General features: G+C 73.5%; 11 protein-coding genes. 4 read left to right on the top strand and 7 right to left on the bottom strand.

What is annotated here, in order from left to right; all coding sequences use genetic code 11:
* Positions 1–2: 2 nt before the first annotated feature.
* Genes ACZ6BB_RS13290 through ACZ6BB_RS13270 form a run of 5 tightly spaced genes read right to left on the bottom strand, consistent with a single transcriptional unit; the run spans position 3 to position 4,499 of the window.
* Positions 3–875 carry a 5-oxoprolinase subunit C family protein gene (locus tag ACZ6BB_RS13290; protein ID WP_471615356.1) on the bottom strand — a complete coding sequence of 291 codons (873 nt, stop codon included), beginning with the start codon at positions 873–875 and terminating at the stop codon, positions 3–5.
* Entirely contained in the window at positions 872–1,483 is a 612-nt protein-coding gene (locus ACZ6BB_RS13285; RefSeq protein ID WP_471615355.1) for a 5-oxoprolinase subunit B family protein, read from the bottom strand. Before ACZ6BB_RS13285 ends, ACZ6BB_RS13290 begins: the two co-directional genes overlap by 4 nt.
* On the bottom strand, positions 1,480–2,238 hold the full coding sequence (locus ACZ6BB_RS13280) for a LamB/YcsF family protein (protein ID WP_471615354.1): 759 nt from the start codon (positions 2,236–2,238) through the stop codon (positions 1,480–1,482). The genes ACZ6BB_RS13285 and ACZ6BB_RS13280 overlap by 4 nt, the downstream gene beginning before the upstream one ends.
* Positions 2,239–2,262: 24 nt before the next feature.
* Entirely contained in the window at positions 2,263–3,183 is a 921-nt protein-coding gene (locus tag ACZ6BB_RS13275; protein WP_471615353.1) for a putative hydro-lyase, read from the bottom strand.
* Positions 3,180–4,499: an MFS transporter gene (locus tag ACZ6BB_RS13270; RefSeq protein ID WP_471615352.1), complete on the bottom strand. Its 1,320-nt coding sequence runs from the start codon at positions 4,497–4,499 to the stop codon at positions 3,180–3,182. The genes ACZ6BB_RS13275 and ACZ6BB_RS13270 overlap by 4 nt, the downstream gene beginning before the upstream one ends.
* Before the next feature lie 191 nt (positions 4,500–4,690).
* On the opposite strand from ACZ6BB_RS13270, the gene ACZ6BB_RS13265 reads away from it, so the two are divergent.
* The 4 genes from ACZ6BB_RS13265 to ACZ6BB_RS13250 all read left to right on the top strand — a co-directional run bounded on the left by ACZ6BB_RS13265 (position 4,691) and on the right by ACZ6BB_RS13250 (position 12,812).
* A complete protein-coding gene (locus ACZ6BB_RS13265) occupies positions 4,691–5,386 on the top strand; it encodes a GntR family transcriptional regulator (protein ID WP_471615351.1) in 696 nt (231 codons plus the stop codon).
* 87 nt (positions 5,387–5,473) lie between these two features.
* On the top strand, positions 5,474–6,997 hold the full coding sequence (locus ACZ6BB_RS13260) for a hypothetical protein (protein WP_471615350.1): 1,524 nt from the start codon (positions 5,474–5,476) through the stop codon (positions 6,995–6,997).
* A gap of 120 nt (positions 6,998–7,117) precedes the next feature.
* Entirely contained in the window at positions 7,118–7,996 is an 879-nt protein-coding gene (locus ACZ6BB_RS13255) for a hypothetical protein (RefSeq protein ID WP_319364524.1), read from the top strand.
* Positions 7,997–8,114: 118 nt separating this feature from the next.
* On the top strand, positions 8,115–12,812 hold the full coding sequence (locus ACZ6BB_RS13250) for a hypothetical protein (RefSeq protein ID WP_471615349.1): 4,698 nt from the start codon (positions 8,115–8,117) through the stop codon (positions 12,810–12,812).
* A gap of 70 nt (positions 12,813–12,882) precedes the next feature.
* Here ACZ6BB_RS13250 and ACZ6BB_RS13245 read toward each other — a convergent pair whose 3' ends face one another.
* Entirely contained in the window at positions 12,883–14,433 is a 1,551-nt protein-coding gene (locus ACZ6BB_RS13245; protein WP_471615348.1) for a GMC family oxidoreductase, read from the bottom strand.
* Positions 14,434–14,508: 75 nt separating this feature from the next.
* Positions 14,509–16,092 (bottom strand): APC family permease, encoded by a 1,584-nt coding sequence (locus ACZ6BB_RS13240; protein ID WP_471615347.1) that lies wholly within the window; start codon positions 16,090–16,092, stop codon positions 14,509–14,511.
* Between the last annotated feature and the right edge of the window lie 96 nt (positions 16,093–16,188).

The raw sequence follows: 16,188 nt of genomic DNA, 5'->3' as shown, positions 1-16,188 counted from the left end.
GGTCAGCGGCGGTGCCGTACGGCGACGAACCGCACCGGTGTGCCGGGCGTGGCCTGGGCGGCGGCGGGCAGGTCCGCCGGGGCGACCACCGCGATCACCGGGTAGCCCCCGGTGGTCGGATGGTCGGCGAGGAAGACGACCGGGCGGCCGTCCGGCGGCACCTGGACCGCGCCCAGCACCATGCCCTCGCTGGGCAGTTCGCCCGCCCGGAAGCGCTCCAGGGCGGGCCCCTCCGTGCGCAGCCCGATGCGGTTGCTCGCCGACGAGACGGCGTAGGGGCGCCCGGTGAGGGTGCGCAGGGCCCCGTCCGTGAACCAGTCGTCGCGCGGACCCAGGGTCACGCGCAGCACGAGTTCGCGGGGCGGCGCCGGGTGCGGAACGACGTCCACGTGCGCGTGCGGCCCGGCCCGGTGGCCCAGCGGCAGCACCGTGCCGGCCGTCAGCGGTGGCGGGCCGAGGCCCGACAGCAGGTCCGTGGAGCGGCTGCCGAGGACCGGCTCCACGCTCACTCCGCCGGAGATGGCGAGATAGCTGCGTACGCCGCAGCGGGCCGCGCCGATGTCGAGGAGCGCCCCGCCGGGCACCCGTACCGGCGCTCCCCACGGAGCCGGACGGCCGTCCAGGGTGACCGCGCAGGGGGCTCCCGTGACGGCCATGACGACCGTCGAGCGGGGGCGCACGGAGCAGCCGTCGAGCGTGGTCTCCAGGACGGCGGCTCCCGGAGGGTTGCCCACCAGCCGCCCGGCCAACTCGGCCGCGGGCGCGTCGAGCGCCCCCGAGCGCGGTACCCCGAGGTGGGCCAGGCCGGGGCGGCCCCGGTCCTGGACGGTGGTCAGCGCGCCCGCGCGGACCACCACGAGGGCGTCGTCGGTCACGGTGCCCCCTCGGGTGTGAAGCGCACCCGGGTGCCCGGCGCCAGCAGAGCGGCCGGCACGCGCGCGGTGTCCCAGAGAACCGCGTCGGTCGTCCCGATCAGCTGCCAGCCGCCCGGGGAGGCGCGCGGGTACACGCCGGTGTACGGGCCGGCGAGCGCGACCGACCCCGCGGGGACCGCCGTGCGCGGAGTGGCCCGGCGCGGGACCTCGCGGGGCAGCCCCGTGAGGTAGCCGAAGCCGGGGGCGAAGCCGCAGAAGGCCACGCGGTACTCGGCCGCCGCGTGGACCCGGGCCACCTCGGCGACGTCGACACCCCAGTGGGCGGCGACGTCCGGCAGATCGGGGCCGTCGTACCGCACCCGGATCTCGACGACGTCCTCCGCGCGCGGGGGGACGGGCGGAATGTCCCAGGAAGCGAGGCGTCCGGCCAGCAGGGAAGGGTCGTCGAGGCCGTCCAGCAGGACCGTACGGGCGGCCGGGACGATCTCGGCCGCCGACAGGTCGCCGGTCGCGCGGCGGCGCAGCAGCTCGGCGTGGAGCGCCGCCGCCTCCTCACCCGTGCCCACCTCGATCAGCAGGGCGCGGTCCCCGACCGGGAGCGCCTTCATACGAACGCCTCCACCCGCACACCGGCCGCCGCCAGCTCGGCCCGCACCCGCCGGGCCAGTTCCACCGCGCCCGGTGTGTCGCCGTGCAGGCACAGGGAGCGGGCCCGGACGGCGATGCGAGCCCCGGAGTGCGCGGTGACCGTGCCGTCGCCGGCGATGCTCACCGAGCGGGCCACCACCGCGTCGGCGTCCGCGATCACGGCGCCCTCCCGGCCGCGCGGCACCAGAGTGCCCAGGTCGGTGTAGGCGCGGTCCGCGAACGCCTCGGTGACGACGGGCAGCCCCGCCGCCTCGGCCAGCGCGAGGAGACGTGAGCCGGGCAGACCGAGGACGGGCAGCGTGGCATCGGCGAGGAGCACCCCGTCGACCACCGCCGCCGCCTGTTCCTCGTCGTGCACGACCCGGTTGTAGAGCGCGCCGTGCGGTTTCACGTACGACACGCGCGTGCCCGCCGCGCGGGCGAATACCTCCAGGGCGCCGATCTGGTAGGCCACCTCGGCCGCCAGTTCGGCGGGCGGCACGTCCATCGCGCGCCGCCCGAAGCCCGCCAGGTCCCGGTACGAGACCTGGGCCCCGACCCGTACGCCGCGCTCGGCCGCCAGTGCACAGACCCGCCGCATGGTGGCCGCGTCCCCGGCGTGGAAACCGCAGGCCACATTGGCGCTGGTGACCACGGACAGCAGCTGCTCGTCGTCGGTCAGCGTCCAGCGGCCGAAGCCCTCGCCGAGGTCGGCGTTGAGATCGATGGAGCTCATGAATGCCATTCTCCTGCTAGTTCGTCACAGGACGCGGTACTGCTCGTCCCGGGCGTCGGTGAGGAACATCCGGCCCGGTGCGTGGGTGATCGCGAAGGGCGGGCGCGAGGCCGTCACCACGGCCTGGGGCGTCACCCCGCAGGCCCAGAACACCGGGATGTCGTCCGGCTCCGCGTCCACCGGGTCGCCGAAGTCCGGGCGGGACAGATCCGCGATGCCGAGGCCCGCCGGATCGCCGCAGTGCACCGGGCCGCCGTGCACGGCCGGCAGGAGGCTGGTCTCCCGGATCGCGGTGGCCAGGTGCTCCGGCGGCACCGGACGCATCGACACCACCATCGGGCCGCGCAGCCGCCCGGCGGGCCGGCACGGGCGGCCGGTGACGTACATGGAGACGTTGCGGCCCTGCTCGATGTGGCGCATCGGCACGCCCGCCCCGGTCAGCGCCGACTCGAAGGTGAAGCTGCAGCCGATCAGGAACGACACCAGGTCCTCCCGCCAGACGTCGACCACGTCCGTCGGCTCCGCCACCAGCTCCCCGTGCTCCCACACCCGGTAGCGCGGCAGATCGGTGCGCAGGTCCGCGCCCGATGCGAGCGGCGTCCTCCACGCCCCGGCGTCCGTCACGTCGAGCACGGGACACGGCTTGGGGTTGCGCTGGCAGAACAGCAGCATGTCGTAGGCCCAGTCGGCGGGCACCGAGATCAGGTTCGCCTGGGTGTGGCCGGCGGCGACCCCGGCGGTGGGGCCGGTGACTCCTGAACGGAACACCGTGCGTGCCTTCTCGGGGGTCCACGCGTGCGCGTGCGGATCGACGGAGGCCACGGGCACGTCGTGCGGGGCGGGGAGTGCGACGGAGGCCAGGGGCACGTCGTGCGGGGCGGGCAGCGCGGGACCGTTCCGGGGGGTGCGGGCCTCGGGGTGGTCCTCGGTCGTCACGGGGTTCACACGAGTTCCTTTCCGCGGGTCTCCGGGAGGCCGAGCAGGGCCACCGCCGCCAGGCCGTAGCCGAGCGCGCCGAAGACCAGCGCGCCGCCCACGCCCCAGCTGTCGGCCAGGAAGCCGACGGTGGTGGGGAACACGGCTCCCACGGCCCGCCCGGTGTTGTAGGTGAAGCCCTGCCCGGTGCCCCGGACGGCCGACGGGTACAGCTCGCTGAGGTACGAGCCGAAGCCGCTGAAGATCGCCGACATGCAGAACCCCAGCGGGAAACCGAGCACCAGGAGGAGGGTGCCCGCGCCGCTCGGGATGTTCGCGTACGCCAGGATGCACAGCGCCGAGAGCACGGCGAACAGCCAGATGTTCCGCCGTCGGCCCAGCAGGTCGGTCAGATAGCCGCCGGTCAGATAGCCGATGAAGGCACCGGATATCAGGAACGTGAGGTAGCCGCCGGTGCCGACGACCGACAGACCCCGCTCCGTCTTGAGATACGTGGGCACCCAGGTCGCCAGCGTGTAGTAGCCGCCCTGGACGCCGGTGGAGAGCAGCACCGCGAAGACCGTGGTGCGCAGCAGACCGGGCGAGGCGGCCGTGCCCCGCCGGAAGATCACGGCGAACGAGCCCTTCTCGGTGCTCCTCTCCCGCGCGGCGGCGGCCTGCGGGGCGTCCTCGACCGAGCGGCGCACCCAGATCACGAGCAGCGCGGGCAGGGCGCCGGTCCAGAACATCACGCGCCAGGCCAGGTCGTCGTCGAGGAGGGAGAAGACCACCGTGTAGACGATCACGGCCAGACCCCAGCCGACCGCCCAGGAGCTCTGGATCGCGCCGAGCGTACGCCCCCGGTGCTTGGCGCTCGCGTACTCGGCGACCAGGATCGCGCCGACCGCCCACTCACCGCCGAAGCCGAGCCCCTGAAGGGCGCGGAAGACCAGCAGGGTCTCGTAGTTGGGCGCGAAGCCGCAGGCCACGGTGAACACCGCGTACGTCACGACGGTGATCATCAGGGCCTTCACCCGGCCCATCCGGTCCGCGAGCACGCCCGCGGCGGCGCCGCCGATCGCCGAGACGACCAGCGTGACGGTGGTGAACAGCCCGGTCTGGCCGTTGTCCAGGCCGAAGTAGGCCGTGAGCGCGACCATGCTCAGCGGCAGCGTGAAGTAGTCGTACGAGTCGAGGGCGTAGCCGCCGAACGCGCCGCCGAAGGCACGGCGGCCACGCGGCCCGAGGGCGCGCAGCCAGCCGAACGCGCCGTCGTCGGAGGCCGGTCGGGCCGGGTCGGGGTGGGGCTCGGTGGTCGGGACCTGGGAGGGAGGGGGCGTACTCATGGGCACCTCGCGGTGAGGGGGGAGAAGTGCGTGAGACAGGAGCCGGGCCGTGCGGGAGCGGCGGCGCCGGGCGGCGAACGAGGGAACCGAGCGTCGAACGGTGGGCCGCCTGTCCAGCAAGGTAGAGGATCGTTGAACGATCCTTCAATACCCGTGTTGTTTCGTTCTCGAGTCTGCGATTGAATTCCGGCATGGCCGCCGAACTGACCGGACTCGCCGACGACCGGGCCCTCCTCGGGCGCACCAGCACCGCCGAGCGGGTCTCGGACATCCTCAGGAGCCGGATCGCCGACGGCTTCTTCCCACCCGGGACCCGGCTGTCCGAGGACAGCATCGGCGGCGCCCTCGGCGTCTCCCGCAACACCCTCCGTGAGGCGTTCCGCCTGCTCACCCACGAACGGCTCCTCGTCCACGAACTCAACCGCGGTGTCTTCGTGCGCGTGCTGACCGTCGAGGACGTCGAGGACATCTACCGCACCCGCCGCCTCGTCGAGTGCGCCGTCGTCCGCGGACTCGGAGCCCCGCCGTACGGCCTCGACCGGCTCGCCGCGGCCGTCGCGGAAGGACAGCGGGAGGCCCACGAGGGCGACTGGAAAGGTGTCTCCACCGCCAACATCCACTTCCACCGCGAACTGGTCGCCCTCGCCGGCAGCGCCCGCACCGACGAGCTGATGCGCAGCGTCTTCGCCGAACTCCGGCTCGCCTTCCACGTGGTGGACGATCCGCGCGAGCTGTACGAGCCGTATCTGGCGCGCAACCTCCTCATCCTGCGGACGCTGGAGCGCGGGGAGCGCGACGAGGCCGAACGGCTGCTCGCGGACTACCTCGACGACTCGCTGCGGAACCTGGTCGCGGTGTACGGGCGGCGGGTCGCCGAGGTCTCCTGAGCCGTCCGGCCCGGGCGCGGCCGCCCCGGTCCCCGCCCGGCGGAACGATTTGGGTCGATGTCAGACCCAGGACCTAGTCTGTGCACCGTGACTTCACCCGCATCGACGGACAGCGTTCCGCCCCAGCTCGGCGCGGGGCCGCGCCCTGCTCCGGGCCCGGCCGCCGACGAGGGACTGGCGCGGCGGCTGCGCGCGCTCGCCTGCACCGCACCGCTGCACGACCTGGACGCGCGCAAGGCGAACCTCGCCGGCGAGTACTCGGTGTACGGCATGGCCGAGGTGGCCCTCGCCGCCATCGACCTGGTCACCCTGAACATGGACTTCGACACGGGCGCGGACCACGACCAGATCGTCGCCCGTCTCATCCCGCGCATCGCCGCCCAGGCCCCCCGACGGCCCGTCGAGGAGCACGAGCGGGTGGCCCGCTGGGTCCTGGAGAACCTGATCAACGTCGGCAGTGTCGACCGCGGCTTCCGTGCCGTGTACGGGACGTTCGCGCCCGACGGCACCTATGTCCGCCGCGACTACGACTTCAAGCTGATCGAGGAGGTCCCCGGCTACGGGGGCGGTGTCTACCTCCGCACGACCGACGAGGCCGTCAACGTCCTCGTGGGCGCCCTCGACACCGATGTCACCAGCGCCCAGATCGCCGCCGAGGTCAAGCTGGAGATCCTGATCAGCCGGGGCCGGCTCGCCGACGCCCAGCTCGCCGCCGAGCAGGCCCGGTACCGGACCGTGCAGTACTCCGAGACGCTGCGCAGGGCACTGGACGCCACCCGGCGCAACGTCCGCGCGGTCGACTGGCTCAGGACCGTGCCCGACATGATCGCCGAGGCACTCGACCACGTCGCCGACCGCTACCGCCACGAGAACGCGATCCTCACCAACATCCGCAAGGCACGCGACGAGTCCGAGGAATCCGAGCACAAGCGGCGTGCCGCCGAACTGGTCGACATCGTCAAGGACTGCATCCGGCGGCACACACAGCTGCAGTCGAGACTGCTGGAGGCCGGGCCGCTGTTCCGTGCGGAGCAGGACCGGCAGGCCTTCGCCACCCCGATGACCACCTCGGGCACGGACCTCTACGGCCACCTGCTGGCGCCGCTGCTTCCGCTGCCCGTGGAGCAGGCACGCCGGGTGACCGACGCGTTCTTCGCTCGCGGGACGGGGCTGCGCACGCCGGGGTCCGTGCGGGTCGGGGACCTCGTCGAGCTGCTGTTCACGCCCCCGGTGGAGCGCGAGCACCTCGGTGCCGAGATGCCCGAGCCGGACCTGATCGCCACACCCGACGACAGCCGCTTCAGCGAGGAACAGCTGGCGGCGGCGAAGGAACTGCTCGACCTGCCGGCGGACGCGCCCCGACGGCTGTCCGGGCTGCTGGCGGACGCCCGGCTCCAGGATCCCGAACTGCCCTATCTGGTCGCCCTCCTGGCCGTGCACGCGGCGAGCCCGCCGGTCGGGACGGCCTACCGGCAGGGGGAGGCGAAGCTGCTGTTCTCCGTGGACGACGGGGTGGAGCTGGACGATCCCGAGTTCGGCGGGGCCGATCTGATCGTGGGCACGGCCCTGCTGGACGCCGCCGGGATGGCGGCGGACCGGGAGGCGGCGTGAGGGCCCCACGGGGGTCGAGCCCGTGGTGCGGCCGCCGGCCGTCCACGGCCTGTCGCACGGTCCCCCGCCCCGCTGATGCCATCGCCCTTCCCCCCGTTCGCCCGACCAAGGAGTTCCGCTGTGAGTGAGCACGTCGAATGGAGTGAGCCGGAGACGGCCGCCGCTCCGGTGGCCGCGCCCCTCACTCCCGCCGACGCCGCCGATGCCGCCAGGCTCGTCGCCTTCGGGCTGCAGCCCAAGCTGCAGCCCGCCCGGGACCAGGAGTACGGCGAACTGCTCCGGCGGTATCGGGAGGATCCGGCCTTCGCGCGGCTCGCCGACGCCGTGGCCGCCGGGCTGGGACTGATCGTGCTGGAGGTGTCACCGCGGGCGGGCATGGCGGTGACGGCGGCCGAGGACTCCGTCTTCGCCGTGCGGATGGGGGACTACGCGCGACGGACGGCGGCCGACTCGGTGGACCGGTTCCTGCACGGGCTGGCGCACCTCGCGGTGGCCGCCATGGCCTTCCCCCGGCCCGAGGACCTCGCGGACGACGGATACATCGGGCGGGTCTCGGTCAACGGTGTCGACGCCTTCGTCCGGCAGGCGTGCCGCCGGCTGGAGGAGCGCGCCGAGGAGCTGGGGGAGAACACCGACCCGGCGACCGACGCCCCGGGCCTGGAGTCGGCCTGGCGGACCTGGGCGAGACGCAGCTCCACCGGCGCCACCAAGGACGCGCGCCGGCTGGCCGGATCCACCACCGGCATCATCGGCAAAGCGGTGGGCTTCCTGACCGACTCGGGCTTCCTGCAGCGCACCGGGGACGACAACGGCGGCACGTACCGGACGACCGCCCGTTACCAGCTCCAGGTGCGGGACATGGCGGGCAGCGCCGCGATGGCCGAACTGCTGGAACTGGGCGTCGTGCCCGTCACCGACGGCTCGGCCACGCTGCTGCCCGCCGAGGACACCGACGACCTGGAGCTGGTGGCCGACGCCGGCCTGCCCTTCCACTCCTGACCACCACCGAACCACGTCCCCCCAGGGGGCACCACGACCGCCCCACGACCCCGCCCGACGGCCCGCCGTCACCACCGCACCGCACGAACCACCCTTACGACCGCGAAAGTCCGCCGCCATGTACGAGCTGTCCCGGGTCCGCCTCTACTCCATCGGGCCGGCCGGTGCGCGCTACGCCGACACCGTGCTGGACCTGCGGGGTGTGGGCGCGTACGTGCCCGACCCCGCGCCGCAGCAGGCGGAGTTCTTCGAGGAGGAACCCACCGGCCCGCCGCGCCGGCCGGCGCCGGCCGGGGTCCTCTTCCTGGAGAACGGCGGCGGCAAGTCCGTCCTGCTCAAGCTGATCTTCTCGGTGATGCTCCCGGGCCACCGCAACACCCTGGGCGGCGCCAGCTCGGGTGTGCTGCGCAAGTTCCTGCTGGCCGACGACTGCGGGCACGTCGCCCTGGAGTGGCAGCACACGCTGACCGGCGAGTGCGTCGTCGTGGGCAAGGTGAGCGAGTGGCGTGGCCGGCAGGTCTCCAGCGACCCGCGCAAGTTCGCCGAGGCCTGGTACTCCTTCCGGCCCGGTCCGGGACTGAGCCTGGACAACCTGCCCGTGGCCGAGTCCACCGCCGTACGCCCGCCCGTCGAGGGCGCGTCCGGCGCCCAGGGACGGCGGAGGACCATGAAGGGCTTCCGGGACGCCCTCACCGAGGCGGGCAAGGCGTATCCGCACCTCGAAGTGCACTGGGAGGAGATCCACGACCGCTGGAACGAGCATCTGACCGATCTCGGCCTCGACCCGGAACTCTTCCGCTACCAGCGGGAGATGAACGCCGACGAGGGCGAGGCCGCGGGACTCTTCGCGGTGAAGAAGGACGCCGACTTCACCGACCTGCTGCTGCGGGCCGTCACCGACACCCGGGACACGGACGGACTCGCCGACCTGGTCGCCGGGTTCGGCAACAAGCTCGGGCGGCGGGCCGAGCTGATCGCCGAGCGGGACTTCACCGCCGGGTCCGTCGATCTGCTCGGCCGGATCGTCGAGGCGGCCGAGGCCCGCTCCCGGGCCCGGGACATCCACGCGGGCGCCGAGCGGCGCACCCGTACCCTGGCCCGCCGCCTCTCCGCGCGGGCCGCCCGGGAGCGGCTGCGGGGCACCGACCTCGCCCAGCGGACCACCGCCGCCGCGTACGCGGTCACCCACTCCGAGGCCGCCCGTGACCGCAGCGCCCAGATCGCGGCCGAACTCGCCTACCGGCACGCCTCGTTGGCGCTGGCCGCCGCGGAGAAGTCGGCCGCCTCGCAGAAACGGGAGCTGGCCGACGCACGCACCCTGCACTCCGCCTGGCAGGCCGCCGAGGCCGTGCTCAGGCACCGGGCCGCCGCCGACCGCGTCGCACGGGTGGCCGCCGCCATCCAGGAAGCCGAACGGGACGCCGCCCCCGCGCTCGCCGCCCGCGCCAAGGCCGCCGTCGACCTCGTCCGCGCCCTGCACGCCGCCGCCGAGAGCGCCGAGAACCTGGCCAACGAGGGGGAGGAGAAGTCGGCGGCGCTGCAGGAGGCCGGCGAGGCCGCCCACCGGGACGCGACCGTCGCCGCCACCGAGGCGCAGCGCGCCCGCAGCGAGGCGGGTCACCTCAGGCAACGCCTCGGCGAGGTCGAGCAGGAGACCGCCGAGGCCGTCCGCGCCGGCTGGCTCGACGACACCGCCCCCGACGCCGATCCGGCCCGCGCCGCCCTCGCCGCCAGCGACGCCGAGAAGACGGCCGTCGCCGCCTGGGACACCGCACGCGAGGCTTCGCGCCGCGCCGCCGAGCACGCCCGGGAGGCGGCCTCCGCCGAGTCCCGTGCGGAGCTGACGGCCGCCCGCGCGGCGGACGCGGCGACCGCCGCCGAGCGCGCCCTCGACGGGGAGCGGCGCACCGCGGAGGCCCTCGCGGCGGAGGAGCGGCTGGCCGAGCTGCTGAGCCTGCCGGGCACCGGCGGCCGGACCCGCCCGGGGGTGCCCGTGCCCCGCAGGGGAGAGCCGTCGGACGGCGCCACGGGGACCGCCGACAGGCCGGCCGACCACGCCCGTACGCCGGCCGGAACCTCCGCCGCCGACGGCTCGCTCACCCCCGAGGAGCTGGACCGCTTCGCCGACGAACTGCGCGAACTGCTCGACGACAACGTGTCGTCCGCCGAGCGTCACCTCTTCGACCTGCGCACCGCCGCCGCCGACGACGCGCGCATCCTGGGCGCCCTCGGCGACGGCGGGCTGCTGCCGCCGGGCCCCGACGTCCTCGCCACGGTCGAGTTCCTCGGCGAGCACGGCATCCCCGCCCTCCCCGGCTGGCGCTACCTGGCCCAGGCAGTCGATCCCGTCGACCACGCGCGCGTGCTGGCCGCGCGCCCGGAGCTGGTCGACGGCGTGATCATCACCGACCCGGACTCGCACGCCCGGGCCCGCGAGGCGCTGAGCGACGCGGCACTGCTCCCGAGGTCCGCCGTGGCCGTCGGCACGGCGGCCGCCCTGCTGGCCCCGACCCCTTCGGCCGGCGCGGGCGACGGCACCTCCTCCGACGTGTTCCTCGTGCCGCCGAACCCGGCCATGCACGACGAGCACGCCGCCGACGAGGAACGGCAGACGCTGCGCGCGCGGGCGGCCGAGCGGGACGAGGAGATCCGGCAGCTGGCGGCCCGGCTCGGCAAGGACCGCGAACTGGCGGCCCGCCTCTCCTCGTGGCGCACGGGGTGCCCCGCGGGGAGACTCACCGAGCTGGCCGGCACCGCGCGGGAGACACGGGCGTTCGCCGAGGAGGCCGAGGCGGAGCTGTCGGAGGCGCGGACCGTCAGGGCCGAGGCCGAGGAGGCGGCGGCCGAGGCGGCCCACGTGCGCGACGAGCGGCAGGAGGCCGCGCAGAAGGCCCGTCGCGCCGCCGACGCCCTCGCCGGGCTCGCCTTCCGGCTGCGCGAGCGGGCCGGCTGGCAGGTCAAGCTCCGTGAACTGGCCGACGAGGCCGCCGAGTCCGAGGCCCGCGCCCAGTCGTGCCTGGAGCGGGCCCGTGCCGCCGACGAGGACCGCCGCGCCACCCAGCGCGCCGCCGACGACGCCCGCCGCACGGCGCGGGCGCTGCGCGCCGAGCGCGCGGAGATCGCCGGCGCCCCCGACGACGTACCGGAGACCGGCCCCGACGCGCCCCAGCACCCCCTGGCAGCCCTGCGCGAGGCATACCGAGCCGCTTCCCAGGTGTACGAGAAGGTGGGTGTCGGCGCCGATCTGCGCGCCGAGCAGGCGCGGGCCGAGAGCGACGAGAGCTCCGCGATCGCGGAACTCGGCCGGCTGACCAACAAGGTCCGCAACCGTGCCGAGCAGCTCCTGCAGTCGCCGGACGGCTCCGACGCGCCCTCCCGGCAGGCCGCCGTCGCCCGCGCCGAGGAACTGGTCCAGCTCCTCGAGAGCCGGGTGTCCCTGTCGAGCGAACAGCTCGGGCGGCTGCGCGGCGAGGCCGAGCGGCACGCCCCCGAGGACGGCGACACGCACACCGAGCTGCCGGAGGAGCTGCTCCCGCGCGACGCCGAGCACGCCCAGGGCCTGCTGCGCACCGCCACCGCCGAACTCGCCTCCCGGGCCGAGGCACTGACCCGGGCCCGCGAGGCCCACGCCGAGCTGCTGGAGTCCCACCGCGCCGCCGAGGACGCCGCCGGCGGCTTCGACGAGACCGCCGCCCTGCTCCGGGACCTCCTGCGCGACCACTCCGCGGACGACGACCGGGAGGAGACCGAGCCCTACCCCGGCGGCCCCGAGGAGGCGCGCAGGGCCGCCGCCGAGGCCCGCCGCTCCCTGCGTGGCTGCGCCGCCGACCTGTCCGCCGCCGAGGGGGCCGTACGCGAGGCCAGTGACATCCTCGTGCGCCACGCCAACTCCACCCGCTACGAGCAGGTCCGCACACCCGCCCGCCAGCAGATCCGCGAGCTGCCGGCGGCCTCGCTCCCCGAGCACGCCCAGAAGTGGGCCGACGCCTTCGCGCCCCGGCTCCGGGTCCTCACGGACGAGCTGGCCCAGCTGGAGCGCAACCGGGACTCGATCGTCGACCGGCTGCGGGGCCTGGTGGAGTCGGCCCTCGCCACGCTCCGCTCCGCCCAGCGGCTGTCCAGGCTCCCCGAGGGCCTGGGGGAGTGGTCCGGCCAGGAGTTCCTGCGCATCCGCTTCGAGGAGCCCGACCAGGCCACCCTCACCGAACGGCTCGGCGAGGTCGTCGACGAGGCGACCCGCGCGGCGGTGAAGAAGAACTCCGACATGCGCCGCGACGGAATGTCCCTGCTGTTGCGGGGGGTCGGCGCCGCGCTCCAGCCCAAGGGCATCGCCGTGGAGATCCTCAAGCCGGACGCCGTGCTGAGGGCCGAGCGCGTCCCCGTCGGACAGATGGGCGACGTCTTCTCCGGCGGCCAGCTGCTCACCGCCGCCATCGCCCTCTACTGCACGATGGCCGCGCTCCGCAGCAACGACCGGGGGCGGGACAGGCACCGCCACGCCGGCACGCTGTTCCTGGACAATCCCATCGGCCGTGCCAACGCGACGTACCTGCTGGAACTCCAGCGAGCGGTCTCGGACGCCCTGGGTGTCCAGCTTCTCTACACCACCGGCCTCTTCGACACGACCGCGCTGGCGGAGTTCCCGCTCGTGATCCGACTGCGCAACGACGCCGACCTGCGGGCGGGCCTGAAGTACATCAGTGTGGAGGAACACCTCCGCCCGGGACTGCCCAAGCAGCCCCAGGCGGGGGAGGCGGTGCACACGGAGATCACGGCGACGAGGATGTACAAGAGGCCGACCACAGCGGCCCCTTGAGGGGCGTGGGGAACCCGCGCGACCGCCACGGCGGCCCCGCGGGTTCCCCACCGCCTCGCCTACGCGGCGCCTACGCGTCGGCTTTCAGGAGATCCGCGCACTTCTCGCCGATCATCATCGTCGTGATGCAGGGATTCACCGTCACCAGGTCCGGCATCACCGACCCGTCGGCCACCCGCAGCCCCGCGATCCCCTTCACGCGAAGCCGCGCGTCCAGCGGGGCGGAGGCGTCGTCGTCCGCGCCCATCTTCACGGTGCAGGCCGGGTGGTAGACGGTGTTGTGGGTCTTCTGGATGTAGTCGAGGAGTTCCTCGTCGCTCCGCACGTCGGGGCCGGGCGCCAGCTCGGCCCCCGCCCAGCCGCTCAGCGCCGGCTGCGCCGCGATCTGCCGGGCCAGACGAAGGCCGTACGTCATCACGCGCACGTCGTGTTCGTGCGTGAAGTAACGCGGGTCGACCTTCGGCTTGTCCCGGTAGTCCCGGGTGCGCAGCCGCACGGTGCCCCGGGACTTCGCCCGCGTCACGTTGGGCGTCAGACAGAACGCGTTCTCGGAGGTCGGGTAGCCGTACCGGGCCGTGTTCATGTCGAACGGCACGGACCCGTAGTGGAACATCAGGTCGGGCCGGTCCAGGCCCGGTTCGGTGTCGTAGAAGATGCCCGCCTCCCACCACTGGTTGGACTCGGTGGGCATCGGCTGCGCGGCCTCCCACATGATGACGCCCTCGGGGTGGTCCTGGAGGTTCTCGCCGACGCCCGCCGAGTCCACGACCACGTCCACACCGACCTCGCGCAGCTGTTCGGCCGGGCCGATGCCGGAGAGCATGAGGATCTTCGGGGTGTCGATGGCGCCGCAGGAGACCACGACCTCACGCCGGGCGCGCACCGTCCGGGTGTGGATGAGGTCCGGGTCCAGATACTCGGCGCCGACGCAGCGACGCCCCTCCAGCACCAGCTTCTTGGCGCGGACCCCGGTGCGTACCTCCAGGTTGGGGCGCTTGCCCATGATCGGGTGGAGGTACGCCACCGAGGAGGACTGCCGGATGTTGTTCTCGTCGGAGTTGATCTGGAACCAGTTGGCGCCCCGCACCACCGTCGTCCCCGCGTTGAACGGGGTCGTCGGAATGCCCGCCTGGACGCACGCCTCCAGCAGGGCGTTGCCGCACGGGTCCTCGCTCTTGATCGTGCGGAGCTTCACCGGCCCGGAGCGGCCGTGGTGGTCGCCCGGCGCGTCGTTGCTCTCCAGGCGCCGGTAGAGAGGGAAGAGGTCGGCCGCGGACCAGCCCGTACAGCCCGCGGCCGCCCAGTCGTCGAGGTCCTCCGCGGGTGCCCAGAAGGCGATGCACGAGTTGTGGGAGGAGCAGCCGCCGAGCACCTTCGCCCGCGCGTGCCGCATGAAGCTGTTGCCGCTGGTCTGCGGCTCGACCGGGTAGTCCCAGTCGTAGCCGGACTCCAGCAGGCCCATCCAGCGTTCCAGCCTCAGGACGTCGTCGTCGCCGACGTCACTGGGGCCCGCCTCCAGGACGCACACCGTGACGGACGGATCCTCGGAGAGTCTGGCCGCGACCACGTTTCCCGCGGTGCCGCCGCCGACCACGACGTAGTCGAATTCGTCTGCCTTCATGGGGGGTCGACCTCCTGCGTTGCTGTGCTGCCGTGCTGTGCCGAGTCGGACTGTGGGGGTGGGTAGGCCGGTCCTTCAGTCGGCGGCCGGGGAACCGACGGACGGAGCGGGCGGCGACACGGGCCCGGCCTCGGCGACCACACGGTGCTCGGCGAGCACGCCGGTCTTGTGCCGCTGGACGAACCAGTAGTAGGCGAAGCCGCCGCCGGCGATGACCCCGACGAAGAGGACCGCGCCCCACTGCAGGTACCAGTGGAACGGGGCGGCCGCGTTGTAGACCGCGGCGCGCGGCCAGATCAGGTTGAGGGTCATGCCCCCGCCCCACAGCACGGCGAGGATGTTCACGGGCAGACCCCAGCGGCCCAGCGAGAACCGGCCGTCCCCGGCGGGCTGCCACGTGCCGCGCAGACGCGCCACCAGCATCGGCACGGTGACGCCCAGATAGGCCAGGTAGATCATGATGATGCCGATGCTGGTCACCACGGTGAAGATCTGCGGCTGACGGATGTTGACCACGAGGATGCCCAGCGCCAGCACCCCGATGATCACGGTCGGCAGCACCGGCGTCTGGAAACGCGGGTGGATCTTGGCGAGCTTCGACGAGGCGGGCAGGTTGTTGTCCCGGGCCATGGCGAAGGTCAGCCGGACGGCGGCGGTGTGCACGGCCAGGGCGCACACGGTGACCGCGATCAGGACGCACCACAGCATCGCCTTGCCGGCCGTGGGGCCCAGCACGTTGAGCACGATGTACTGCAGTCCGTCCGTGGACAACCGCTCGCCCTTCAGGCTGGAGACGCTCATCAGTGCCAGCAGCAGGATCAGACCGCCGAGGAGGAAGGAGGCGACGATCGCCCGGATGATGGCGCGGGGCGCGTTGCGGGTCGGGTCCAGCGACTCCTCACCGAGCGAGGCGGCGGTGTCGAAGCCGTACATGACGTACGCGGACGCCAGCGAGGCCACGAGGAACGCGCCCAGGTACCCGTTGCCGTACGCGCTGCCGGTGCCGTTGGTGTCCATCACCACCTGCGGGCCACGGGTGATGTGCACGGCGAACAGCACGATCAGCACGACGGTGGCGATCAGCTCGATGAACACGCCCGCCGTGTTGATCCGGGCCATGAGTTTGACGCCGACGGCGTTCACCACGGTGGTGAACAGGATCAGCACCGCGGCCAGGACGACCGCGTTGGTCGCCACGTCGTACTTCCCGGTGCCGTCCCCGACGAACTGGAACACGTCGGAGATCTGGGGCAGCGTCAGCTGGTAGGCCAGCGCGACGGCCGCGATGGACACGATGGAGGCGGTCAGCATCATCCAGCCGGCGAGCCAGCCCAGATGCGGATTGCCTATCTTCTTCGACCAGTTGTAGACCGAGCCCGCCACCGGGTAGCGGGCCGCCAGTTCGGCGAAGCAGAGCGCGACCATGAACTGGCCGACGAACACCATGGGCCATGACCACCAGTAGGCGGGGCCGCCGCTGGCGAAGCCGAAGTAGAACAGCTGGAACGTGCCGGTGAGGATCGAGATGTAGCTGATCCCGGCGGCGAAGGTGTGGAAGTTGCCGAGGGTGCGCTTGAGTTCGGGTCTGTAGCCGAACTCGGTCAGCTCGGTGTCGTCGGAGGTGTTCTTGGGGCCTGTGGGTTGCTCGATGGTCGTCATGAGCGGACTCCTGGTGGGCCTTGGGGAGGAGGGGGAGCGGCTCTTGCGGGTGCCGAGAACGATGCGGGCGTGCGGGCGAGGGAGGTGGGGGAGTGC

The sequence above is a fragment of the Streptomyces sp. NPDC041108 genome, assembly GCF_055592645.1.
Note: the sequence above shows the minus strand (reverse complement) of the source record. Positions and strands in the feature narration are given on the sequence as shown.

What these genes read in the sequence shown, in the direction of transcription:
- ACZ6BB_RS13270 (WP_471615352.1), bottom strand. Translation starts at nt 4,499, where the DNA reads ATGAGTACGCCCCCTCCCTCCCAGGTCCCGACCACCGAGCCCCACCCC.
- ACZ6BB_RS13280 (WP_471615354.1), bottom strand. Translation starts at nt 2,238, where the DNA reads ATGAGCTCCATCGATCTCAACGCCGACCTCGGCGAGGGCTTCGGCCGC.
- ACZ6BB_RS13265 (WP_471615351.1), top strand. Translation starts at nt 4,691, where the DNA reads ATGGCCGCCGAACTGACCGGACTCGCCGACGACCGGGCCCTCCTCGGG.
- ACZ6BB_RS13240 (WP_471615347.1), bottom strand. Translation starts at nt 16,092, where the DNA reads ATGACGACCATCGAGCAACCCACAGGCCCCAAGAACACCTCCGACGAC.
- ACZ6BB_RS13245 (WP_471615348.1), bottom strand. Translation starts at nt 14,433, where the DNA reads ATGAAGGCAGACGAATTCGACTACGTCGTGGTCGGCGGCGGCACCGCG.
- ACZ6BB_RS13285 (WP_471615355.1), bottom strand. Translation starts at nt 1,483, where the DNA reads ATGAAGGCGCTCCCGGTCGGGGACCGCGCCCTGCTGATCGAGGTGGGC.
- ACZ6BB_RS13250 (WP_471615349.1), top strand. Translation starts at nt 8,115, where the DNA reads ATGTACGAGCTGTCCCGGGTCCGCCTCTACTCCATCGGGCCGGCCGGT.